We start from the raw sequence: 22992 nt of genomic DNA on the forward strand, positions 1-22992 counted from the left end.
TGAATTAGGGAAAGAAGGGGTGGAGTACTTGCAAGAAGTTGCTGAGTTTCGTATGCCGAAGTCTGTATTATATGGAAGAAATTCGCTTGAAAAACTGGGGGAACAATCCAAGAAATTCGGGAAAAGAGCGTTTATAGTTACGGATACAATTATGGAGGATTTAGGATATGTTGAGAGGTGTATACAACAACTAAATACGAAAGGGATTACTGTTATTACATATAATAAAGTAAATGCTGAGCCTACAAATATACACGTGTTAGAGGCGCTAACTATTTGTAAAGAAGAAAAGTGTGATTTTATTATCGGTCTTGGTGGTGGAAGTTGTATCGATGCAGCAAAAGCAGTTGCGGTGTTATATACAAATGGTGGAGAAGTGGAAGATTATGTCCAAAAGGATATGGAAATAGACAATGATCCGCTACCGCTCATTGCAATTCCAACAACTTCGGGTACTGGGTCAGAAGTAACAAGTGTAGCAGTAATTACGAATAAACGAACAGATGTAAAAATGATGATGAAGCATCCGAGTTTTACCCCGCAAGTAGCGATTATTGATCCGATTTTAACACGTTCTGTACCACCTCATATTACAGCAGCAACAGGGATAGATGCATTATGTCATGCAGTCGAAGCATATATTTCTAAAGTTTCACAATCACTTACAGATGTACTCGCTCTTTCCGCTATTGAAAGTATTATGAAATATTTACGTATTGCATATGAAGATGGAGACAATATGGAGGCAAGAGAAGCGATGATGATTGCTTCCTTACAAGCTGGAATTGCATTTTCAAACGCATCTGTTACATTAGTTCATGGAATGTCAAGACCAGTAGGAGCGTTATTTCATGTACCACATGGTATATCAAATGCAATATTATTACCTACAGTTTTAGAATATACAAAAGGTAGTGCGGTAAAAAGATTAGCGGAAATTGGCCGCTGTTTAAATAAAGATATGTATTCTTATTGTGATGAAGAAGTAGCCGACTACACGCTGATGGAAATAAAAAAACTTTGTTTTGATCTTCGTATTCCAAATTTAAAAGAATACGGAATTGGTGAGGTTGAATTTGAAAAAGCTGTTTCTAAAATGGCGTCAGATGCAATTGAAAGTGGAAGTCCAGCAAATAACCCACGTGTGCCATCATATGATGAAATTAAACAGTTGTATCGAGAATGTTTTCATTATCGATATGAAGATTCTATAAAAAAATTAGGTGGTTAATTTCAGAATATTCTTATAAAATTTCCTTGGAAATAGTTAAAGCAAGACTTTATATTTCAAACGTAAAGTCTTGTTTTATTGTGTATAATATACATAATAAAATGTCGTAATTATCTTGAATAAATAGTATAAGGTGGGTGTGGGTTTAATGAAAACGATAGGTCTTATTGGTGGTATGAGTTGGGAATCAACTGCTGAATATTATCGAATCATAAATGAAGAAATAAAAAGTAGATTAGGTGGGTTACATTCAGCTAAATGTTTAATTAATAGTGTAGACTTTGAAGAGATTGAAGGATTCCAGACTAGCGGTGATTGGGATAGTGCAGGAGAAATTCTAGGGAATGCAGCATATTCATTACAAATGGGAGGCGCAGACTTTATTATTATTTGCACAAATACAATGCATAAAGTAATTGAGAAAATAAAGGAGAATATTCATATTCCAGTTTTACATATCGCAGATGCAACTGCGAAAGAAATGAAAAGAAAAGGTATTCAAACTGTTGGTTTACTTGGAACAAAATATACAATGGAGCAAGATTTCTATAAATCACGTATTAAAGAGAATGATATAAAAGTCATAGTGCCATTAGAAAAAAATAGAGAAAAAATAAACGAAGTCATATATACAGAATTATGTTTAGGAAAAATCGTATCTCAATCCAGAGAGTATTATAAAGCAGTTATAGAAGATTTAGTGCAAAAAGGCGCACAGGGTATCATTTTAGGATGTACAGAAATAGGATTATTAATAAAGCAGGAAGACGTATCCATTCCAATATTCGATACGACTTATATACATGCAGTTGAAGCAGTTAATTTCGCCGTAGGAGATAGATTATAATTATATTATGTAACCTAATTTGTATATGTGGAAAACATTCAGAAAATATTTTATAATGTAAGTGGTTACATGTAAGGGGGAATGCGTATGTTTTCAGTTCAACCAATCGCATTTGTACATAATGAAAGAAAGGAAATAAAAGATGATGAGTGGGGAGAAGTAAGATCCTATATTACTTTAACTGAAATGTATACAGAGGAAAGTATACAAGGGATTGAAGATTTTTCTCATATTGAAGTAGTTTTTTATTTTCATAAAGTAACTGATGAACAAATTCAATATGTTGCTAGACACCCTAGAAATAATAATGATTATCCTAAAGTAGGCATTTTTGCACAGCGCGGGAAAAATCGTCCGAATCGCATAGGAGCAACCATTGTAAAGGTAATGAAAAGAGAAGGTAAATCAATTATTGTTGAGGGGTTAGATGCTATTGATGGCACCCCTATATTGGATATAAAGCCAATAATGAAAGAGTTTATGCCGAAAGAAGAAATTGTACAGCCTAAATGGGCAACGGATATAATGAGACAGTATTGGAAGGGGAATGGAGTAAAATGAGAATATATGAGGCAACAATTGCAGATTTAGATGGACTAGCATCAGTTTTTAATAACTATCGTATGTTTTATAGACAAGATTCCGATCTAGAAGGAGCAAAAGTATTTTTACGAAATCGAATGGAGAGAAAAGAATCTGTTATCTTCGTAGCAGTTGAAGACGGTGAATATATTGGATTCACGCAATTATATCCATCATTTTCTTCTATTTCGATGAAAGAATTATGGATTTTAAATGATTTATTTGTACAAGCTGCTAAGCGCGGGGCAGGAACAGGGAAAAAATTATTAGAAGCTGCGAAAGGATTCGCCTTAGAAAATGGTGCGAAAGGTGTAAAATTACAAACGGAGATTGATAATTTATCAGCGCAGCGATTATACGCTGAAAATGGTTATTTGAGAGATAATCGTTATTTCCATTATGAATTGACGTTTTAAAAAATATTAGATGAAAAGAGGCGCATTCATTTTGAAGGCGTCTCTTTTCATTTGCATTATAGTTGATTTAAAACCCAATTTGTCGCATCTTCAAAGTTTTCTGCAATGTAGTTTGGTTCAATATGTGCCCACTTGTCTCGGTACGTATGTAAAGCGTCGTATCCAGCGCCTGTTCGTACTAAAATTGTTGTCGCATTCACTTTTGCTCCTGCAACGATATCAGTCCAGCGATCACCAATTACAGCACATTGTGTTAAATCAAGCCCGTGTTTTTCAGCTGCTTGTAGTAGCATGCCTGTATTTGGTTTACGACATTCGCAACCGTCACCGTGTTTATGAGGACATACGTAAATATCATCAAAACCGAAGCCTTCTAATTCTTGTACAAAATCGGCTACAGTTGCTATCCCATCCGCGATACCTGGCTGGTTTGTAAAAGAGAAAATTTTTATATGATTAGCTTTTAGTTTTTGTAGAGCTACTTTTGTAAAAGGGAATAATGTAAAGGATCCTGGGTAATGTATGGTAGTATCGCCACCAATTGTACCGTCACGATCAATGAAAATTGCTTGAATGTTTGTCATAGTTATAGTCCTTTCAATTAACAAGTAGTTTAAAAATGTTTTACAAATCGATATCCATTCACTTCATATCCTAATTTTTTGTAAAAAGGATGAGCTTCTACTCTTTTTATTCCACTAACTAGCCATGTGCCAATGCAATTATGCTTCTTTGCTAATTGTTCAGCATAATCCATTAATACTTGCCCAATGCCTTTCCGTCGTATTGTAGAATCAACGCTAATAATTGAAATTTCCCCATAACGAGTTACATCTTCTAAATTTTCACGTATACGAAACCCAAGTAATCCAAATATAGTTTCTTCTTCCTCATAAACATATAAAAAATCAAAAGGACTCATTTGTACGAATTGCAATCGGTTGTTCATATCTTCATAGGAAATAGAAGAACCTTTTAATTCTTTCGTCAAAGAGCAAAGCGCATCTATATCGTCTATCGTAGCTTCACGAATTTGAAAAGACATATTATCCACTCCAATTAAATGTAATCAAACATTAAGTATTCTGTTAAAAAATATTTATTCCTGCTATGAAAATAAATATTTTATAATGATATATAGATGGTTATATGTTATTCTTTTCCTAGTTTGTATTGAAAATGGAAAGAAGGGGAATGTATGTTAGAAGTAAATATCCGTTCTGCTGGATATGAAATAGGTGAAAAAACAATTCATGATATTGCCTTTTCGATTGAGCAAGGCGAATTAGTTGCTCTTATTGGCGCAAATGGTGCCGGGAAAAGTACGACGATTAAAACGATGCTCGGGTTACTTATAAATGTGGATGGTGAAATATCATTTGGCGAGAAGAAAAATCCGTATGCATATGTGCCAGAACACCCGACATATTATGATTATTTGACGCTTTGGGAACATATTGAATTATTAATGGCAGCTCGCGAGAACGAAGCCGGAAGCTGGGAACGGAAAGCTGAAGAGTTATTACATATGTTTCGAATGGATAAGCATAAACATGAGTATTTATCAAAGTTTTCTAAAGGTATGAAACAAAAATCGATGCTTATATTAGCGTTTTTAACAGAACCAGATTTTTATATCATTGACGAACCTTTTATCGGACTAGATCCAGTAGCTACGAAAGAGTTTTTAAGTTATTTATATAAAGAAAAAGAACGCGGGGCAGGAATTTTACTTTGTACGCACGTATTAGATACAGCTGAAAGAATTTGCGAAAGATTTTTACTCATCTCTCAAGGTACATTAGTCGCAGATGGCCATTTAGAGGCAATTCAAACGTTAGCAGAAATGCCAGGAAGTTCATTATTAGATTGTTTTGATGTAATCGTAAGGCGTGAACAGCATGATTAAAAAACAATTTTATAAAAGATTACGCCATGAACTGGGGCGCAAATGGAAGTCCATACGTTCTATAACGGATTGGACGGTTGCGCTATATATTGTTATTCCAGCATTTATATTTATGGGGATTTATTATCGTTCACTATGGACGGAAGAATTATCGATGGGAGAGACTGTTTATTTCGGATTAAGTCTACTCGCATTTTATGCGATTACATATGGAAGAGGAGTTCGCTCATTTTTTGAGCAAGCGGATAGTTTATTTTTAATTTCGTACCCCGCTCACATGCAAAAATTAATCCAGTATGGCATGACATATACGTTTATTCGAATAGCAATAACGAATGTAGTAGTAGTTGTTGCGATGTTACCAGTGTTGATGAAAAGTATTGGAGTGACGAAGATACAAGTCGTATTATTTTGGCTATTCTTTACTGTATTTCGATTTTTGTTGGCGTTATTAACGAGATTTATTCATGTACGTGTGGGGAAACGATGGCTACTATGGATTATAAAAAATGTAATATTTTCTATAAGTCTATCCTTTTTTGGATTGAGTTTGTTTCTTATTTATAAAAATCCATGGTATTCTATACTAAGTATCGGTCTAACAGTGTTTCTAATTATCATATTGATAAAAGAAAAATTAAATTATAAAAATTGCTTTTTTAAAGAAGTTGAGAGAGAAAAAGAAGAAAGTATGCGCTGGACGAGTCGGATTATGCAAGTTGGTGGTCATGCAGCTAAACCGAGTAGTTCGAATAAAAAGCCGTGGATGTTTCCGCGTTCTAAAAAGTTTTTAGGAAAGAAAACGGATTATCGTATTGTTGAATCCTTTTTAAAAGAATTTTTTCGTACAAGTAGTGCACGAATATTTTATATTCAAATTGTATGTATAAGCACTGTCAGTATTATTATGAGTCCGAAATGGATTGCCGCTATTATTCTTGCATTTGCTTTATTTGCAATTTCCCGCTATGCACGCGATTATTGGACTGAGTTTGCGAAAAAAATGTTTCTTCATTTATATTGTGATGAAGGAAAATTACTATTGTTAAGATGGAGGGCAGATCGCTATTTATTACTTCCAGTACTACTTTTATATGGAATAGTTATACTTTCTCATTTTTATTTATTACCAGCTTTAATTGCTGGAGTCATTTTTATAGTATGGATTGGTTGGATAGTATTCTTACCATAGAAAAAAGAGCCGAAAAATGGCTCTTTTTTCTAATCTGTAACACATTGATAAATAAAATATACTAAAACGAGTATGCTTGCGGCGGAATACATGGCATCTAAAGTCATCGGAGCTCCTCCTCATTATTGTTGTATTTTTATTGTATGAAATCTTACAATTTCATATTCAAGTGAAAAATATGTGAACGTTAACAAAATTGTAAAGTGCAAAAATTACAATCATTTTGTATAATAGAGAAAACAACCGTTATATAAAATATAATGAGTGAAAGGGGAGGAAACATACATGCCAAATTGGTTTAGAAAAACCTTAGTCGCATTAATTACCGTATTTACATTTGGTTTAGTGACGCCTCCTTCCATATTGCTTGATAATGCCAAAGCTGCGGACAAGCCTACGAGCACAGCTGGGCAACAAAATTTGGAGAGTACGTCCTATACATATGAAGAAACGAATGACAGGTTAACCACCGATACTTTTATTACTTATGCAATGCAAGAAGCAGAGAAACAGTCGATGCAAAAGTTTGGTACTAAAATTGGTCCAGTAATTGAAGATGAGTTTAAAGATGTAATATTACCGAAGATTGAAGAGGCAATTGCTGAACTAGCAAATGATGTACCGGAAGATTCGTTACAATCATTAGCGATTTCTCAAAAACCAGCTGGTGGAAATAATGAAAAGATTTTTCACGTTTACGATACGAAAACAGGAAATGACTTATTGCGTTTCCACGTAAGAAGAGATCATCCACCGCAAGATGGGTATTATTTTAATTTCCACTATCACCGTTTTGATGATGGGTACTCCGGACATCATGAGTTGGGAAATATTTATTGGAATACGAATGTGCCGCCAAAATGGCTTTCTTAAAAAGAACAAGAGAAATCTTGTTCTTTTTTTATGTTTATAGAAGGGTAAGACGACTATGTTGTTGAATAAAATAGGTTTAGAAAAAGAAGTAAAGGGAGTAGGACAATGCAAAAATATATTGTTTTTGACTTTGATGGCACATTAGTAGATTCACAAAATATATTTGTACCAATTTATAATCAACTTGCTGAAAAACATGGGTATAAAGCAGTAAAGGAAGACGAAATTGAACATTTACGTAAATTAACGATGCCAGAGAGATGTAAACAACTTAATGTACCACTGTATAAACTACCGATATTAGCGTTGGAATTTTATAAATTATATCAGCCTGCTATAAAAAATTTCGTTTTGTTCGATGGGATGAAAGAAGTATTAGATGAACTACATAAAAAAGGCTACGGAATTGCAGTCATCTCATCGAACTTAGAAGAGCACATTCGGGCATTTTTACACAATAATGATATAGAAAATATACAAGAAGTGTATTGTTCTAAAAATTTATTTGGTAAAGATAAAATGATAAAAAGGTTTTTAAAATCGAAAAAAATAACAGAGAAAGATATGTTATACGTCGGTGACGAGCAGCGAGACGTAGCAGCGTGTAAAAAGGTTGGGGTGAATGTAATATGGGTATCTTGGGGGTATGATGTTATTGAAACAGTGAAAAAAGATGCACCAGATTATATGGTGAATACACCGATGGAAATTGTGCAAGTAGTACAAGGGGCGTATTCTTAATATGAATACACTTCGAGCAGGTATTCATCATATTGAATTTTGGGTAGCGAATTTAGAGGAGTCCATTTCTTTTTATGATATGTTATTTTCTATAATTGGCTGGAGAAAGTTAAATGAAGTAGCATATAGCACAGGAGAAAGTGAAATATATTTTAAAGAAGTAGATGAAGAAATCGTAAGAACTTTAGGACCAAGACATATTTGTTACCAAGCTATTAATAGAAAAGTAGTTGATGAGGTAGCAGAATTTCTTTCTAGCACGAAAATAAAGATAATACGTGGTCCGATGGAAATGAATCATTATTCGGAAGGGTACTATACGATTGATTTTTATGATCCGAATGGGTTTATTATAGAAGTGGCTTACACACCAAATGTAGAAATGTAAGGAGGAATATACATGAAAACAATTGCAACATGGCAAAACAATATACAAATAGTAAAAGATGCAGCGAATATTGAAGAAATTTCTAAAGGTTTCTCACCTGATAGGAAATATATAGTTACGACAATTAATAATGAAAAATATATGGTACGGATTGGCGATGTACAAGAGTATGAAAGAAGGAAAATAGAGTTTCAAATTTTAAATGAAATGGTAAAACGTAACGTAAAGGTGCAAAGGCCGATTGAAATAGGTATATTGGAAGAAGAAGGTGTATATAGTATTTTCTCATATATAGAGGGGGAAGATGCGAAAAAGTTGTTGCCTACATATACGCCAAAAGAACAATATGAGATTGGTATAGAGGCAGGGAAAGATTTAGCAAAAATGCATACATATGAAGCTCCTGAGGATATTCTTCCATGGTATGAAAGAGCAATGAAAAAACATCAAAAATATGTAGAGGCATATAAAACGTGCGGAATAAAAATAAAAAATGATGATAAAATCATTAAGTTTATCGATGAAAATGAAATATACTTAAAGAATCGCCCAAATCGATTTCAACACGATGATTTTCATTTAGAAAATATAATTGTACGGGATGGGAAATATGTAGGTGTTGTTGATTTTAATGGTTATGATTGGGGCGATCCACTTCATGATTTCGTAAAAATTGCACTATTTGCAAGAGACATTAGTATTCCGTATTCAATCGGACAAATAGAAGGATACTTTAATGGTATAATACCAAAGGAGTTTTGGAAATTATATGCGGTGTACGTAGGTATGACAGTTTTCTCATCAGTTGTCTGGACATTACGAGCAGCACCGCATATGTTAGATGATACGTTAGAACGCCTTACTATCGTTTTAGAGGATCATAAAAACTTTGAGTTATTAAAGCCAATTTGGTTTCAACCAGAAAAGATTGATATGAAATAGAAAAGGTAGGTGTGATTCACACCTACCTATTATTTTTTACCATTCTTCGTTTTGAAGTAGTTGTAATGCTAACTTTACATCTATATCTTCTTGTATATGTTCCGGAGTCCACGGAATATGTATATGTGGTTGTATACCAATTCCGGACATTCCTTCGCCTTTATCTATAATAGAAAGTCGTGAAGTAGGATAATAAAGAGCGAATGTATCAGCCCATTCCATTACTGCTAAATTAGAATAATCATTTACACCAGCAGTAGGACGACCTATTACTTTTACTTTCAATGATTTTTTTGCAACTTCTACAAAAGAATCGCCAGAACTCCCACATGTAACATCTGTTAATATGACTACTTTACTAGGTGATTTTCGTCCATGTATTTTTAATGATTGAAGTTCTTTTGGTAAACTAGAAGTATTAAATGTAACGAATCCTTTTTTATAATTCTTTTTTAAATCTTGAATAAACATATTAGTGAATAATTTGGAAAGTTCGTCTAAAGAATCATAATCTTCCATTTCCATTTTCATGTCTTTCATACGTAAATGAAAGTTTCGTTCTGTATGATTTAATTGCATTGTTTCTGAAGAATCGAAAAGAGAAATTTCTTTGTCTTCAAATAAGTAAGGAAGTAGGTTGAAAAATGCATCATCACTTCCGCCACGATTTAATCGCACATCTATAATTAAATTCGGAAAAGCATTAAGCTCACCTTTGTGTGAGTCTAATAATGTATTGATAGCTTCAGCATTTGCGAAGTCTGTCAAAGTAATTAAGAGTGTATTTTTATTACATTTTTCTATTGAATATATAGGTGTATATTTGCTCTGTTTATATTTTTGTAAAGTAATTGTTTGGGGCAATCCATTTTCATCTATAAGTGTACAATTTGAAAACTTTGATAAAACATATCCCCATTTTTCACGTTCATATGAATTCTCATTTAAATACTTTTTATATTTTATTAATAAATCAGGAATCTTCATATTGTCTAATGCAAGGATAGCTTGTCCTTTTTTTACTCTTTTTTCTTCTGAAGTAGATGTAATATATAAGCGATCTTCGTATCTTTTCACTTGGAAGCCCACGTTGTTAAGAGGTTGATCGCTAGTGCTAATTTTGAAAAACATATGATTGTCTTTATAGTCTAGTAAGTAGTCATTTACAATTTCAGTAAAGCGTACTGGTGTTAGTTCTCCTTGTTTCTCTAGTTTCTCGATTGAATGTAAATAAGTAGTGGGATCGTCCCATCCTTTCTTATCTATACAGCCTGAATAATCGTGATGAGTAACTGAAACAACTTCTTTAAAAATTTCTGTGTACATAGCTTTTCCTCCAGATAATTTAATTAGATAAATAATAGAATTCGGTATCCTTTATGTATTATCCTTTTTGCATAGAGAAAAGGGGAATAGAGGGAAGAGTTATCGTCCCTCTATTAAAATATTTATTTTGTTTTCTTAAATACAAGTGGCTGAGTACTAAGTGTAGCTGGCACATGTAACTGAAGGGATGGAAATTCACCACTCACACTCATTTCATAAGCGAATAATAAACTCATTTTCATTTGGAATAAGTCAACTTTTGCAGAGAAGATGTCGTAATGATGATGTGTTAATTGAATGTCCATTTCCATGAATTGCACAAATAATGAATCATCACGCTTGTATACTTGTAATGTTCCGTATGCAGGATGTTCGAAAGTACCAGTATAATCCTCTAATTTGTGAGAAGGTGTAGTCCCTTTAATTTGTTCTGGAATGGATTCAGTTGCTTCTTTCATCATTTCCTTCATTTTTTCAGTATCTTCTACAGCACGTTTATGCCAATCAATGGATTCTAATTCAAGTAGTTCGTCATAAATTTGATTAGCTAGATAAGTAGGCAGTAATGTGCCTCCAGCATTCGTTAAAATGACAAGGCCGATGTTTTCTGTTGGTATGAAAGAAACAAGCGCTGAAAATCCATCAATATTACCACCATGATGAATCACCTTATTACCACGATAAGCGCTTATAAACCAACCAAGGCCGTAACTATTTAATGGAGATTCAGGAAGTGATAAAACTGGTTGATCTGGAATTGAATTGTGTGGTGTATACATTTGTTGTAATAATTCAGAGGAGATTAATTCGTGATCTCCAAATTTTCCATTGTTTAAGTGAAGAAGTACCCAATTTGCCATATCTTCAATTGTAGAATTAATACATCCAGCAGCACCGACTGTATCGATGTTGCGGAATGGAACTTCTTTTATTTCACCATCATTTTCAATGTAAGGTAAAGCATAGTCTTCTGTCGTTTGTGAATCGGTAACAGAGAAGTTTGTATGTCTCATATTTAAAGGTTCTAAAATATGTTCTGTAGCGTATTGCTCCCACGTTTGATTTGTGATGTTTTCTACAATATAGCTAATTGTCGCATACATTAAGTTGTTATATAGAAATGAAGTCCGAAACGGTGCATCAAGTGGTAAATGCTTTATTTTTTCAACGAGATCTTTTCGAGATAAGGAAGAGCTATACCAAAGAGCCTCATGGCGGCTTACGCCAGTTCGATGAGAGGCTAAATCTCGTCCGGTAACTTGTGAGCTAGCAAGTAGTTCAGATAAAGAGAAGTTTTGTATATAAGACTGGACAGGAGCATCCCAATTAAACTTTTTTTGCTGCGCTAATAAGCTTAATGAAAGTGTGCCAAAAGCTTTCGTTGAGGAACCGATTGCAAACAAAGTACGCGGTGTAACAGGGGCTTTTGTCTCTAAATTACGATAGCCGAAACCTTCTGAAATAATCATTTCACCGTCTTTTATAATAGCTACAGCAGCTCCAGGCACGTTTAAATCCTTCATCATTTTTTCAACCGTTGTTTGTAAAGAAGTCATAACAGGCGTTTCAATTTTAGACATACTTCAAACCTCCAAATATAAATTTTGTTCTACCGCACTATACTTTCGGTAATAGAAAATGAAAACCTTTTTAATTATGGAAAGTTAATAATTTTGTAAGGATGAATAAAATTATTATTTATTTAGAATTTTATTTTTATTATAATTAATTTAAATTAAAATTTAGAAAAGACGGTGAAGAAGTGTGCTAACAATAAAGAAATTGCTCTGTAATAATAAAAATAATCCGATAGGTATAGATACGCAAGTTGTTAAAATTAGTTGGCAACTCGAGTCGAGTAACCGAAATGTAAAACAACTTGCGTATCAATTGCAGGTTGCGAAGGATAGAGGGTTTAAAACTATAGTATTTGATTCGCAGAAGGTAGAGACAGATCAAAGTTTATATATACCAATCAATTCGTTTTCATATAGTACGGAAACATGCTATTTTTATCGAGTGAAGGCATGGGATAATCATGAAGAAGAGTCAGCTTGGTCAGAAGTAGCATTTTGGGAGACTGGATTACAAGGGCAAGGTAACTGGAGCGGAAAATGGATTGCTGCGAAAAAAGAGCGCACACAGGTAATGTCTTTTAATAAAAGCTTTTCTATTAAAAAATTAGTTAAAAAAGCACGTTTATATATGACTAGTTTAGGATTATACGAGGCTTCTATAAATGGAGAGCGTATTGGAGATTGTTATTTTACCCCGGGATGGACAAGTTATGATAAGAGAGTGTTGTATCAAACGTATGATATAAAGCATGTATTAAAGATTGGTCAAAATGATATTTCCGCAATGGTAGGAAATGGCTGGTACAAAGGGCCGATTACCATGCATCATGTACGTAATTATTACGGGAGAAGGAGAGCGATAATTGCTCAAGTACATATCACGTATAAAGATGGAACGAAAGAAAAAATTGTAACAGATGAATCATGGAGAGTAACTCCAAGCCCTATTTTGTATTCGGAAATTTATGAAGGAGAAGTTTATGACGCTAGGCTAGAAGAAAGTGAACAAGTGCTAGAAGATGTTGAAGTAATTGAGCATTCCAAACAAATAATTGTTGCACAGGAAAATGAAGCGATTCGTAAAGTGAAAATTATAAAACCAATCGCTATTTCAAAACTACCCAATCATGAATGGCTTATTGATATGGGGCAAAATATGGTAGGTTGGGTTCGGTTTAAAGTCCGTCATGTTTATACTGGACAAAAGATAGAATTGCATCATGCTGAAATATTAAATAAAGACGGTAGTTTTTATAATGGAAATCTCCGCAAGGCAAAACAAAAAATAGTGTATATAGCAAAAGGAGAGGAAGAGGAAACGTTTGAACCTCATTTTACATATCAAGGCTTTAGGTATGTGAAGGTAAGTGGATTAACTCAGCCCCCTCAAATAGCAGATTTTGAAGGGATTGTATTACATACTGACATGGAAAAAGCGTCAGAATTTGAAACGTCCAATCCATTAATCAATCAACTTCATCATAATGTGGAATGGTCTCAAAGAGGGAACTTTTTTGATGTGCCAACAGATTGTCCGCAGCGGGACGATCGACTCGGATGGACTGGAGATGCACAAATGTTCATTGGAACAGCTACACAAATTATGGATGTACAATTGTTCTTTAAAAAGTGGCTCCAAGATTTATCACTAGACCAAAATAAAAACGGAGCTGTGCCTTTAGTTATTCCAGATGCGTTTGGGAAAAGAGCAGATTTTGAACTGGATACTTCTGGTGGTTGGGGCGATGCAGCTATTATTTGTCCATGGGTTCACTATTTGCATTACGGAGATGTATCGATTTTAAAAGAACAATATGAAAGCATGAAAAAATATATAGATTACATACGTTCACAAGGTGAGAATGAGTATATATGGGATACAGGTTACCATTTAGGGGATTGGCTTGCATTAGATACAAAACCAGATGTATTTGAAGGCGGAACAGACAAGCACTTTATTGCGACGGCTTTTTATGCATATTCTACATCGATTTTACGAAGAATTGCTGAAATTTTAGGTAAAAATACAGATGCTAAGTATTATGCAGATTTACATAGAAATATTGTTCAAGCGTTTCAAAATGAATTCGTTACACCGAATGGGAGGTTAATTTCAAATACACAAACAGCCCACATATTAGTACTTCTTTTTGAACTAGTGAAAGATAATGTGAAGGAGAAAGTATTTAATCGGTTAATTGAGCTTCTAAAAGAAAGTAAAAATCATTTAACAACTGGTTTTATAGGGACACCTTATTTAAATTTAATATTAAGCAAGTTTAACCGTCATGACCTTGCTTGTAAGCTTCTATTTCATGAAGATTATCCATCATGGTTATACCAAGTGAAACGAGGTGCCACAACGATTTGGGAACATTGGGATGGCGTGAAAGAGGATGGGACACTTTGGAATGATAGTATGAATTCTTACAATCATTATGCATATGGCTCTATCGTTGAGTGGATATACCGTTATATTGTTGGATTAGAAGTGGATGAAGCCAAACCTGCATATAAACATTTTTATGTACAACCACATTTTGATTCAAATTTAGAATGGATTAAAGTGAAACGTGAAACAGCTTATGGAGAAATTAAGATTGAGTGGCGTTTAGAAATGGAACGAGCATCTTTACATGTATATGTACCACCTAATACGAGTGCTACATTACGGATAGACGAAATGAATTGGAAAGCAGAGCATAATATTGAAAGAGATTTAGGGTCAGGTGATTATAAATTTACATTTTGTAAAAATATAAAGCAGTAGAATTCTGTTAATATAGAAATATTTTTTATTGATTATGATGATTAAATTTACTGTTTTTCATGGTATGATAAATTCCATATAAGATTGAAAGAAGGTTTTTCTACATATGAAACATGCTGAAAATGAATACTTAAATTTATGCCGCCATGTAATGGAGCATGGTACGAAGAAAGAAGACCGTACAGGGACAGGCACTGTATCTGTATTTGGATATCAAATGCGTTTTGATCTAAGTAAAGGTTTTCCTTTATTAACAACAAAGAGAGTGCCGTTTCGACTTGTAGCAAGTGAACTACTTTGGTTTATGAAAGGTGATACAAATATTCGTTATTTATTGCAGCATAATAACAACATTTGGAATGAATGGGCATTTAAGAGTTGGGTAGAAAGTGACGAGTATATAGGTCCTGACATGACTGATTTCGGTCTTCGCTCACAACAAGATGAGGAATTTAAAGTTCAGTACGATGAGCAAATGGAATTGTTTAAAAAGAACGTTTTAGAAGATGATGACTTCTCAAATAAATATGGTTATTTAGGAGACGTATACGGTAAGCAGTGGCGTGCTTGGAAAACGACAGCTGGTGAGACGCTTGATCAATTAAAAGATGTAATTGAAATGATTAAAAAAACGCCAGATTCACGTCGCCTAATTGTATCTGCTTGGAATCCTGAAGATGTACCAAGTATGGCATTACCACCTTGTCATACGTTATTTCAGTTTTATGTAGCAGACGGTAAACTTTCTTGTCAGCTATATCAAAGAAGTGGTGATATATTCCTTGGAATTCCATTTAACATTGCAAGTTACTCACTGCTGACACATTTAATTGCACATGAATGCGGACTTGAAGTGGGAGAATTTGTTCATACAATTGGAGATGCACACATTTATACAAACCATTTTGAGCAAGTAGAAAAGCAATTGGCGCGTGAACCACGTCCGTTCCCGAAACTTACATTAAATCCAGATGTGAAATCTGTGTTTGATTTTGAAATGGAAGATTTAACGATTGAAGGATATGATCCACACCCAGCAATTAAAGCACCGGTTGCAGTGTAATTGTAGAGGAGATGAAAAGATGATAGTTTCATTTATGGTCGCAATGGACGAGAATAGAGTAATTGGTAAAGATAATAATTTACCTTGGCGTTTACCGAGTGAATTACAATATGTAAAGAAAACAACGATGGGTCATTCGCTTATTATGGGAAGAAAAAACTATGAAGCGATTGGTAGGCCACTGCCTGGAAGACGTAATATTATTGTAACTCGTAATGAAGGGTATCGTGTTGAAGGCTGTGAAGTAGCACATTCTGTAGAAGAAGTGTTTGAGCTATGCAAAAATGAAGAAGAGATCTTTATTTTTGGCGGAGCGCAAATTTATGATCTCTTTTTACCTTACGTAGACAAGTTATATATAACAAAAATCCATCATGCATTTGAAGGAGATACATTCTTCCCAGAAATGGATATGACAAATTGGAAAGAAATTTTTGTTGAAAAAGGTTTAACGGATGAAAAAAATCCGTATACGTACTATTATCATGTATATGAGAAGCAACAATAGTAAAAAAGATTGATGTGAAAATTCACATCAATCTTTTTATTTGTATCCATCAATATAGGTTTATAGATGAGATTCGATAGTGCTATAATGAATGGTAGCATGTAAAAATGCTAAAATTTTCAAGAGTATTAAGATAGAAAGAGGAGGAGAATCGATTGAGAAAAATATGGGGGATTCTTTTTCTTTGCTTAACATTCATGTTAGTCGGATGTGGTAAAGAAGAAAAACCACAAGAAGCATTTGATACATATGCAAAAGTATGGAATAAACAAAAATTTGCAGAAATGTATGATCAATTATCAGAAAAGGCAAAAAAAGATATTTCAAAGAAAGAATTCACTGAGAAATATGAAAAAATTTATTCTGGCATTGAAGTGAAAGACTTAAAAGTAGAAGCAGGAGAAGTAAAAGAAGATAAAAAAGATGAAGGTCCTGTTCCTTTTAAAGTAAGCATGGATACTGTTGGTGGTAAAATCACTTTTAGCCATGAAGCAAAAATGGTGAAAGAAAAGGATGGAGATAAAGAATCTTGGAAAATAGATTGGACTCCTGATTTTATATTCCCAGGTATGACGAAAGATAGTAAAGTGCGTATGCAAACGACAGAGCCGAAGCGCGGAGAAATATATGACCGTAACGGTAAATATCTTGCGGTAAATGGTAAAGCTTCTGAAATCGGATTGATTCCTGAAAAATTAGGGGATACAGCTCCGCAAACGAAAGAAACGGTAGCGAAGTTACTAAATATGTCTGTCGAAGAAATTGATCAAAAACTAGCAGCGAAATGGGTAAAACCAAATTACCTTGTACCAATTGGAATATTGCCTGAAGGAGCAACACAAAATACGTACATAGATTTACCTGGTGTTGCAACAAAACCAGTAAATGTTCGCTCATATCCATTAGGAGAAGAAGCCGCACATCTTACTGGCTATATTGGAAAAGTGAATGCTGAAGATTTAAAAACGTTACAAAAGAAAGGTTATCAAGCAGATGATCCAGTAGGTAAAGCTGGTTTAGAGCAAGTACTGGAAGAAAAGTTACGCGGTAAAAAAGGCGGTCGTGTCTTCATAGAAGATGCACAAGGAAAAGAAATTAAAAATTTAGCAAAAACAGATGCTGTTGATGGAGAAAATGTAACTTTAACGATTGACAGTGCAGTTCAAAGCGAAATTTATAATGAAATGAAAAATGAGGTAGGATCAAGTGCAGCAATTAATCCAAAGACTGGAGAAACACTTGCACTTGTGAGCACACCAGCTTATAACCCAAATACCCTTACAAGAGGGGCTTCAAAAGCGCAACGTGATGCGGTAAATAATGATCCGAAAAAACCGATGACGAATCGATTTACACAATTATCAGTTCCAGGATCTGTATTTAAGCCGATTACAGCTGCAATCGGTCTTGAAACGAAAACAATTGATCCAAAAGAAGAGTTAAAAATTGAAGGATTAAAATGGACAAAAGATTCTTCTTGGGGTAATTATTATGTAACTCGTGTAAAAGATGCAAATCCGATTGATTTTGATAAGGCGATGAAATACTCGGATAATATTTATTTCGCACAAGAAGCTTTGAAAATCGGAAAAGACAAATTTATGAGTGAAGCGAAAAAATTTGGATTCGATGAGAAATTACCAATTGAATATGGATTCCCAGCTTCTAAAATCGCAAATGATAGTATTAAAAATGATATTCAAATGGCAGACACAGGTTATGGACAAGGCCAAGTATTAATGACACCACTCCATCTAGCATTAACGTACGCACCAATTGTTAATGATGGAAACATACCTTCTCCATACATTATTAAAACAGATAAGCAGCCAAAAGTTTGGAAAGAGAATGTCATTTCAAAAGGTAATCAGGATATATTAAAAACTGCTATGACGAAAGTAATTAATGATCCAGATGGTACTGGGAAAATTGCTAAAATTGATGGCATGACTCTTGCTGGAAAAACAGGTACAGCGGAATTAAAAGTATCAAAAGAGGCTGAAGGAAAAGAACTAGGCTGGTTCGCTGCATTTGATTTAAATTCACCAGATATGGTTATTACTATGATGATTGAAGATGTAAAAGGTAGAGGCGGAAGTAATATTCCAGCTGAAAAAGTAAAACATGTATTTCAAAAATAATATGTAATAAAAGGTTAGCTCTATAATTTGTAGAGCTAACCTTTTTCTATGAAAGAATTCTTAATATCTATATACTGAATTTTAAGGAAACAAAATAAATCATTAACTTACGAAAAAAAAGTAGCTATTTTTTATTGACATCGAATGAAACTTTTTGTATTATACTTACATAAGGTAAGTTATTTACTTTAAAATTATAAATCTCAAATTAAAGATAAAATGTAGAAAAGGGAGAGAATACAATGACAAAAGTACTATTTATTACAGCAAATCCAAATTCAGCAGAAGGTTCTTTCGGAATGGCAGTAGGGGAAGCATTCATCGAAGCTTATAAAAACGAACATCCACAAGATGAAGTTGTAACAATTGATTTATTCAATACTACAGTACCAGCAATCGATGCAGATGTATTCGCTGCTTGGGGTAAATTTGCAGCAGGTGAAGGATTTGAAGCTTTAACTGAAGCTCAACAACAAAAAGTTGCAGCAATGAACACAAACTTAGAAACATTTATGAATGCAGATCGTTATGTATTTGTAACTCCAATGTGGAACTTTAGCTACCCACCAGTAGTAAAAGCATACTTAGACAACGTAGCAATCGCAGGTAAAACATTCAAATATACTGAAAATGGTCCAGTTGGCTTGTTAGAAGGTAAAAAAGCACTTCACATTCAAGCAACAGGTGGCGTATATTCTGAAGGAGCATACGCAGCTGTAGACTTCGGACGCAATCACTTAAAAACTGTATTAGGATTTGTCGGTGTAAATGATACTGAATATATTGCAGTTGAAGGTATGAATGCAAACCCTGAAAAAGCACAAGAAATTAAAGAAGCAGCAATTGCTAATGCTCGTGAATTAGCAAAACGTTTCTAATATATCATACTTAAAAATGTCCAAACACTTGTTGTTTGGACATTTTTTCTTCTTTTTCCTTCGTTTGTCTAGTATAATGAAGGTCGGAATGATAATAGGTGGGGGTTCTGTATGATTCAAACGTTTTTTAAAATCTTTTATTTAATTTTAATCGTAATTGCGATTACACCGAGAATGTGGCGTCTTAAAAGACAAGTAAATACGATGTCGCCACAAGAAAAAGATAATGCTGTGTACAAAACGACAAATTGGTTTGGTAAGAAAATGGTACGTGTAGCTGGAGGAACAGTAGAAGTTAAAGGACTTGAAAATGTTCCGAAAGATAAGCCGGTACTAGTTGTAAGTAATCACCAGAGTAATATGGATATCCCTGTTTTACTAGGTTATTTAAATAAACCAATTGGCTTCGTTTCAAAGGCAGAGATTAAAAAGTTCCCAGTTGTACCAACTTGGATGGAACTTATGAATTGTGTATTTATGGATCGTAGCGATCGTCGCCAGTCACTTCAAGCGATTAAAGATGGGATTGAACTATTGAAGGATGGACATTCTATCGTAATTTTCCCTGAAGGAACGAGAAGTAAGGGTGGCGAAATTGGAGAGTTTAAGGCTGGGAGTTTTCATCTTGCTGTAAAATCTGGTGTAGCAATCTTACCTGTAACATTAGATGGGACATATAAAATGTTTGAAGCAAATGGAAATCGTATGAAGCGAGCTCGTGCAACAGTAACAATTTCTAAGCCGATTACACCTGAAGAGTATGCGACTATGGATATTAAAGAGTTAACGAAGTATACACAGGATGTTATCGCATCACAATTACATAAGTAATAAAAAAGGTTTCAGCTTACATTAAGCTGAAACCTTTTTTATTATGCTGTAGGTAAGACGTAAAAGAGTACGCAGAAGAACATCATCGCACTACCACCTAATACGAAAAGATGCCAAATGGCATGGTTGAAAGGTAACTTTTCCCAAAGGAAGAATATAGCTCCTACAGAATATAAAATACCACCTGCTAAAAGTAGTGAAAAACCATGTCCAGTTAGATTTTCATAAAGTGGTTTAATAGCAACGATTATGAGCCATCCCATTATGATATAACATAGCGTTGATGCCTTAATAAAGCGACGTACAAAGAAAATTTTGAAGATGATACCTCCGATTGCAAGGGTCCATATAATAGCAAGTAATGTCCATCCTAATGGGCCGCGGAGTGTAATAAGTAGAAAAGGAGTATACGTGCCAGCAATCAATAAGTAAATGGCTGAATGATCTAAAATAGTAAATATTTTTTCTACTTTTGGATGATGAATGCTATGTAGCAACGTTGAAAATAAGTACAGTAAGAACATACTTACACCATAAACAGTAAATGCAACTACAGCTGATGCGGTACCATGCTTAGAAGCATGAATAATCAATATGATTAAGGCAGGGATGCTTAAAATGGCACCGATACCATGTGTTATTGCATTTGCGATTTCTTCTTTCACAAATTGTGTCATTCGTGTCATTTTTTCAGTCATAATGGTAATCCTTTCTACTATTATAAAGTGAAACTTTAATCAGTGGGGGGCATCCCCCCACTGATTATTAGTTGAATCAATCGGGCTTTTACGGGCAGCCCACCCCCCACGTAACTTCTTTGCTTGCACTGAATTTTAAGGTGATGGTTCTTACTACCCGTTAAAGCGGGATAAAATAATATGTCTTTTCCCTTACCATATCATACACAAGAGCAATAGAAAATGAAATTTGTATAATTGATTATATTTTTGAATTTTTTTGACAAAAGGTAATGGTTTTGTTGACGTTTTCAAACTTTTTTGACAAAATAAAATTATGCAATAGTAGGACAAGGAATCTACTAATAAAGGGGATGGAGAAATGTTTTCAAATATTGGCTTTCCAGGATTAATTTTAATTTTAGTAGCTGTACTTATTTTATTTGGGCCGAAAAAATTGCCGGAAATCGGAAAGGCTTTAGGGGAAACGTTAAAAGAATTTAAAAAATCAACGAAAGAATTGACTGATGATGCATTTCAAGAGAAGGAAAAGAAAGAAAAAATGTAATGAATTTTCTTCGAAATGGATAAATAAAGTGTGGTGAACGAGATGGAAGATCGGGAAATGAGTGTAGTAGAACATATAGTTGAGCTTCGCAAACGAGTAATATATACCGTGTTATCCTTTGTACTATTTTTAATTGTTGGGTTTACTTTTACGAAGGATATTTATTTTTGGCTTGTAAAAGACTTACCAATGAAATTAACTGTTCTCGGTCCAAGTGATGTATTGTGGATTTTTTTCTCGATTGCTACAGTATTTGCTATCGTTTGTACAATTCCTTTTGCTGCTATACAAATGTGGTTATTTGTAAAACCGGGTTTACATCCAAATGAACAAAAGATGACGTTAATGTATATACCGGTATTGTCTATATTATTTATTGCAGGTTTATGCTTTGGATATTTCGTTGTAATGCCGTTTTTATTTCATTTTTTAACTACGATAGGTAATGAAATGTTTAATACGATGTTTACGACAGAAAAGTATTTTCATTTTGTTCTTAATTTAACAGTTCCATTTGCTGTAATTTTTGAATTGCCAGTAGTAGTAATGTTTTTAACGAGTATTGGACTATTGACGGCGGAATTTCTAATAAAAATAAGAAGGTATGCTTACGTAGCATTGATTATCATTGCATCGTGTATATCACCGCCAGATTTTTTATCACATAGTTTAGTTGCGGTACCGCTTATTTGTATTTATGAAATTAGTATCGCTTTATCAAAGATTGTTAGTAAGCGAAAAAAGAAAAGAGAAGAAGAAATTCAGTCGAAAAGTGCCTCGTTATAAAGGCACTTTTTTTATTTATTTGTTATACTCTAGTTATAAACGTATACAATATAGAGAAGAAAAAAATTATAGAATCTCCAAAATTTAGACAAACTTTGCGCTTTTATAAGTTTATACTGAATATATTAAGCAATATACGGATAACGAGTCCTTATCTTATTAGGAATTTAGGGTGGGGGATGGATTAGGTGAAGATGAATAGAGTATAAATCTTCTAACCATAAGGACTACAGAGATTGTCTAGGGATACTTTTGTATTAATGGGAGTCGCCACTTTAAACAACGTGTTACAGCGTAAAGTAGAAGAAGTTCAAAAATCCAATGAAAAAGAGGATTGATATTGTGATTACGAAAAGTTTTTATTTCACTCATTCAACAGGGGAGTGTATTAAAATATTTGAAATCCCTGTCCTACAAGCGCAGCATCCATTATCGTTTCTAATACAGTCTCGTCTTCAATTATTTATTGCAAAAATTCAAAAACAAAAGCACCCAAGATTTTCGTATTCTTTCCGTGAATATTTACAAAATTGTTTGAAGTGGAATGATTATTTAAATGTATATAAAACAAATACTCTTGAAAAAAATGCATAATATAGAGTGGGGACAGGGTTAAGAGCTCTGTCTTTTTCATTTTAGATATAAAAATATAATTAATTTAATGAAATTTCGTTTCAAATTGTTGAAAGCAATGGGAATACTAGTATAATAACAAGGAGAGCGTATTGGAAAGGGAAGAATATAAT

The 22992-nt window shown here is 33.8% G+C and carries 24 protein-coding genes; 19 read left to right on the top strand and 5 right to left on the bottom strand.

Annotation, left to right across the window (positions count from 1 at the left end; all coding sequences use genetic code 11):
- The first annotated feature begins 28 nt into the window (after window positions 1-28).
- The 4 genes from eutG to ACTFSI_RS15300 all read left to right on the top strand — a co-directional run bounded on the left by eutG (window position 29) and on the right by ACTFSI_RS15300 (window position 3076).
- Window positions 29-1231, top strand: coding sequence for an alcohol dehydrogenase EutG (eutG, locus tag ACTFSI_RS15285; protein ID WP_138322079.1), 1203 nt, complete (start codon window positions 29-31; stop codon window positions 1229-1231).
- Window positions 1232-1379: 148 nt separating this feature from the next.
- Window positions 1380-2078, top strand: a complete 699-nt coding sequence (locus ACTFSI_RS15290; RefSeq protein WP_138322078.1) for an aspartate/glutamate racemase family protein — start codon at window positions 1380-1382, stop codon at window positions 2076-2078.
- Between the two features lie 87 nt (window positions 2079-2165).
- Window positions 2166-2639, top strand: coding sequence for an SAM-dependent methyltransferase (locus tag ACTFSI_RS15295; RefSeq protein ID WP_138322077.1), 474 nt, complete (start codon window positions 2166-2168; stop codon window positions 2637-2639).
- On the top strand, window positions 2636-3076 hold the full coding sequence (locus tag ACTFSI_RS15300) for a GNAT family N-acetyltransferase (RefSeq protein WP_001223874.1): 441 nt from the start codon (window positions 2636-2638) through the stop codon (window positions 3074-3076). Before ACTFSI_RS15295 ends, ACTFSI_RS15300 begins: the two co-directional genes overlap by 4 nt.
- Before the next feature lie 56 nt (window positions 3077-3132).
- On the opposite strand, the gene ACTFSI_RS15305 is transcribed toward ACTFSI_RS15300, so the two are convergent.
- Complete coding sequence (locus tag ACTFSI_RS15305; protein ID WP_000181893.1) at window positions 3133-3660, bottom strand: HAD-IIIA family hydrolase; 528 nt, start codon at window positions 3658-3660, stop codon at window positions 3133-3135.
- A gap of 29 nt (window positions 3661-3689) precedes the next feature.
- Entirely contained in the window at window positions 3690-4121 is a 432-nt protein-coding gene (locus ACTFSI_RS15310; protein ID WP_000009781.1) for a GNAT family N-acetyltransferase, read from the bottom strand.
- 153 nt (window positions 4122-4274) lie between these two features.
- On the opposite strand from ACTFSI_RS15310, the gene ACTFSI_RS15315 reads away from it, so the two are divergent.
- The 6 genes from ACTFSI_RS15315 (at window position 4275) to ACTFSI_RS15340 (ending at window position 9121) form a co-directional block, all read left to right on the top strand.
- Complete coding sequence (locus tag ACTFSI_RS15315; RefSeq protein WP_048552336.1) at window positions 4275-4985, top strand: ABC transporter ATP-binding protein; 711 nt, start codon at window positions 4275-4277, stop codon at window positions 4983-4985.
- Window positions 4978-6177 (top strand): ABC transporter permease, encoded by a 1200-nt coding sequence (locus tag ACTFSI_RS15320; RefSeq protein ID WP_440045459.1) that lies wholly within the window; start codon window positions 4978-4980, stop codon window positions 6175-6177. Before ACTFSI_RS15315 ends, ACTFSI_RS15320 begins: the two co-directional genes overlap by 8 nt.
- Before the next feature lie 285 nt (window positions 6178-6462).
- Window positions 6463-7050 (top strand): YpjP family protein, encoded by a 588-nt coding sequence (locus tag ACTFSI_RS15325; RefSeq protein ID WP_001134413.1) that lies wholly within the window; start codon window positions 6463-6465, stop codon window positions 7048-7050.
- Window positions 7051-7155: 105 nt separating this feature from the next.
- Window positions 7156-7791 carry an HAD family hydrolase gene (locus ACTFSI_RS15330; protein ID WP_440045460.1) on the top strand — a complete coding sequence of 212 codons (636 nt, stop codon included), beginning with the start codon at window positions 7156-7158 and terminating at the stop codon, window positions 7789-7791.
- A gap of 1 nt (window position 7792) precedes the next feature.
- Complete coding sequence (locus tag ACTFSI_RS15335) at window positions 7793-8179, top strand: VOC family protein (RefSeq protein WP_001094656.1); 387 nt, start codon at window positions 7793-7795, stop codon at window positions 8177-8179.
- Window positions 8180-8191: 12 nt separating this feature from the next.
- On the top strand, window positions 8192-9121 hold the full coding sequence (locus ACTFSI_RS15340) for an aminoglycoside phosphotransferase family protein (RefSeq protein ID WP_044792539.1): 930 nt from the start codon (window positions 8192-8194) through the stop codon (window positions 9119-9121).
- A gap of 36 nt (window positions 9122-9157) precedes the next feature.
- On the opposite strand, the gene ACTFSI_RS15345 is transcribed toward ACTFSI_RS15340, so the two are convergent.
- A complete protein-coding gene (locus ACTFSI_RS15345) occupies window positions 9158-10447 on the bottom strand; it encodes a S41 family peptidase (protein WP_440045461.1) in 1290 nt (429 codons plus the stop codon).
- A 122-nt stretch (window positions 10448-10569) separates the two neighbouring features.
- Window positions 10570-12027 carry a serine hydrolase gene (locus tag ACTFSI_RS15350; protein WP_139895498.1) on the bottom strand — a complete coding sequence of 486 codons (1458 nt, stop codon included), beginning with the start codon at window positions 12025-12027 and terminating at the stop codon, window positions 10570-10572.
- A gap of 184 nt (window positions 12028-12211) precedes the next feature.
- Here ACTFSI_RS15350 and ACTFSI_RS15355 point away from each other — a divergent pair, with 184 nt between their 5' ends.
- From ACTFSI_RS15355 to ACTFSI_RS15380, 6 genes are all read left to right on the top strand, one after another.
- Window positions 12212-14794 carry a family 78 glycoside hydrolase catalytic domain gene (locus tag ACTFSI_RS15355; RefSeq protein WP_440045462.1) on the top strand — a complete coding sequence of 861 codons (2583 nt, stop codon included), beginning with the start codon at window positions 12212-12214 and terminating at the stop codon, window positions 14792-14794.
- Window positions 14795-14900: 106 nt separating this feature from the next.
- Window positions 14901-15857 carry a thymidylate synthase gene (locus ACTFSI_RS15360; RefSeq protein ID WP_440045463.1) on the top strand — a complete coding sequence of 319 codons (957 nt, stop codon included), beginning with the start codon at window positions 14901-14903 and terminating at the stop codon, window positions 15855-15857.
- Window positions 15858-15876: 19 nt separating this feature from the next.
- Entirely contained in the window at window positions 15877-16365 is a 489-nt protein-coding gene (locus ACTFSI_RS15365; RefSeq protein WP_044792535.1) for a dihydrofolate reductase, read from the top strand.
- A gap of 155 nt (window positions 16366-16520) precedes the next feature.
- Window positions 16521-18506 carry a penicillin-binding protein 3 gene (gene pbpC, locus ACTFSI_RS15370; RefSeq protein WP_440045464.1) on the top strand — a complete coding sequence of 662 codons (1986 nt, stop codon included), beginning with the start codon at window positions 16521-16523 and terminating at the stop codon, window positions 18504-18506.
- 242 nt (window positions 18507-18748) lie between these two features.
- The gene (locus ACTFSI_RS15375; protein WP_000170021.1) at window positions 18749-19384 is read left to right on the top strand and encodes an FMN-dependent NADH-azoreductase; all 636 of its coding nucleotides are present in this window, start codon (window positions 18749-18751) and stop codon (window positions 19382-19384) included.
- Between the two features lie 111 nt (window positions 19385-19495).
- Window positions 19496-20215, top strand: a complete 720-nt coding sequence (locus tag ACTFSI_RS15380) for a lysophospholipid acyltransferase family protein (protein WP_440045465.1) — start codon at window positions 19496-19498, stop codon at window positions 20213-20215.
- Between the two features lie 41 nt (window positions 20216-20256).
- On the opposite strand, the gene trhA is transcribed toward ACTFSI_RS15380, so the two are convergent.
- Window positions 20257-20913 carry a PAQR family membrane homeostasis protein TrhA gene (trhA, locus tag ACTFSI_RS15385; RefSeq protein ID WP_000136887.1) on the bottom strand — a complete coding sequence of 219 codons (657 nt, stop codon included), beginning with the start codon at window positions 20911-20913 and terminating at the stop codon, window positions 20257-20259.
- Between the two features lie 361 nt (window positions 20914-21274).
- On the opposite strand from trhA, the gene ACTFSI_RS15390 reads away from it, so the two are divergent.
- From ACTFSI_RS15390 to ACTFSI_RS15400, 3 genes are all read left to right on the top strand, one after another.
- Window positions 21275-21460: a twin-arginine translocase TatA/TatE family subunit gene (locus ACTFSI_RS15390; protein ID WP_000492443.1), complete on the top strand. Its 186-nt coding sequence runs from the start codon at window positions 21275-21277 to the stop codon at window positions 21458-21460.
- Between the two features lie 42 nt (window positions 21461-21502).
- The gene (gene tatC / locus ACTFSI_RS15395) at window positions 21503-22246 is read left to right on the top strand and encodes a twin-arginine translocase subunit TatC (protein WP_044792531.1); all 744 of its coding nucleotides are present in this window, start codon (window positions 21503-21505) and stop codon (window positions 22244-22246) included.
- A gap of 342 nt (window positions 22247-22588) precedes the next feature.
- Window positions 22589-22840, top strand: a complete 252-nt coding sequence (locus ACTFSI_RS15400) for a DUF2535 family protein (RefSeq protein WP_000629015.1) — start codon at window positions 22589-22591, stop codon at window positions 22838-22840.
- The last annotated feature ends 152 nt before the right edge of the window (window positions 22841-22992 follow it).

Origin of the sequence: Bacillus cereus group sp. MYBK101-2, from assembly GCF_051918845.1 — a bacterium.
GTDB classification, from domain to species: domain Bacteria; phylum Bacillota; class Bacilli; order Bacillales; family Bacillaceae_G; genus Bacillus_A; species Bacillus_A paranthracis.

Excerpts from the sequence above, each read along its gene's own strand:
- ACTFSI_RS15290 (WP_138322078.1), top strand. The coding sequence starts at position 1,380 with ATGAAAACGATAGGTCTTATTGGTGGTATGAGTTGGGAATCAACTGCT.
- ACTFSI_RS15295 (WP_138322077.1), top strand. The coding sequence starts at position 2,166 with ATGTTTTCAGTTCAACCAATCGCATTTGTACATAATGAAAGAAAGGAA.
- ACTFSI_RS15300 (WP_001223874.1), top strand. The coding sequence starts at position 2,636 with ATGAGAATATATGAGGCAACAATTGCAGATTTAGATGGACTAGCATCA.
- ACTFSI_RS15305 (WP_000181893.1), bottom strand. The coding sequence starts at position 3,660 with ATGACAAACATTCAAGCAATTTTCATTGATCGTGACGGTACAATTGGT.
- ACTFSI_RS15310 (WP_000009781.1), bottom strand. The coding sequence starts at position 4,121 with ATGTCTTTTCAAATTCGTGAAGCTACGATAGACGATATAGATGCGCTT.
- ACTFSI_RS15315 (WP_048552336.1), top strand. The coding sequence starts at position 4,275 with ATGTTAGAAGTAAATATCCGTTCTGCTGGATATGAAATAGGTGAAAAA.
- ACTFSI_RS15320 (WP_440045459.1), top strand. The coding sequence starts at position 4,978 with ATGATTAAAAAACAATTTTATAAAAGATTACGCCATGAACTGGGGCGC.
- ACTFSI_RS15325 (WP_001134413.1), top strand. The coding sequence starts at position 6,463 with ATGCCAAATTGGTTTAGAAAAACCTTAGTCGCATTAATTACCGTATTT.
- ACTFSI_RS15330 (WP_440045460.1), top strand. The coding sequence starts at position 7,156 with ATGCAAAAATATATTGTTTTTGACTTTGATGGCACATTAGTAGATTCA.
- ACTFSI_RS15335 (WP_001094656.1), top strand. The coding sequence starts at position 7,793 with ATGAATACACTTCGAGCAGGTATTCATCATATTGAATTTTGGGTAGCG.
- ACTFSI_RS15340 (WP_044792539.1), top strand. The coding sequence starts at position 8,192 with ATGAAAACAATTGCAACATGGCAAAACAATATACAAATAGTAAAAGAT.
- ACTFSI_RS15345 (WP_440045461.1), bottom strand. The coding sequence starts at position 10,447 with ATGTACACAGAAATTTTTAAAGAAGTTGTTTCAGTTACTCATCACGAT.
- ACTFSI_RS15350 (WP_139895498.1), bottom strand. The coding sequence starts at position 12,027 with ATGTCTAAAATTGAAACGCCTGTTATGACTTCTTTACAAACAACGGTT.
- ACTFSI_RS15360 (WP_440045463.1), top strand. The coding sequence starts at position 14,901 with ATGAAACATGCTGAAAATGAATACTTAAATTTATGCCGCCATGTAATG.
- ACTFSI_RS15365 (WP_044792535.1), top strand. The coding sequence starts at position 15,877 with ATGATAGTTTCATTTATGGTCGCAATGGACGAGAATAGAGTAATTGGT.
- ACTFSI_RS15375 (WP_000170021.1), top strand. The coding sequence starts at position 18,749 with ATGACAAAAGTACTATTTATTACAGCAAATCCAAATTCAGCAGAAGGT.
- ACTFSI_RS15380 (WP_440045465.1), top strand. The coding sequence starts at position 19,496 with ATGATTCAAACGTTTTTTAAAATCTTTTATTTAATTTTAATCGTAATT.
- trhA (WP_000136887.1), bottom strand. The coding sequence starts at position 20,913 with ATGACTGAAAAAATGACACGAATGACACAATTTGTGAAAGAAGAAATC.
- ACTFSI_RS15390 (WP_000492443.1), top strand. The coding sequence starts at position 21,275 with ATGTTTTCAAATATTGGCTTTCCAGGATTAATTTTAATTTTAGTAGCT.
- tatC (WP_044792531.1), top strand. The coding sequence starts at position 21,503 with ATGGAAGATCGGGAAATGAGTGTAGTAGAACATATAGTTGAGCTTCGC.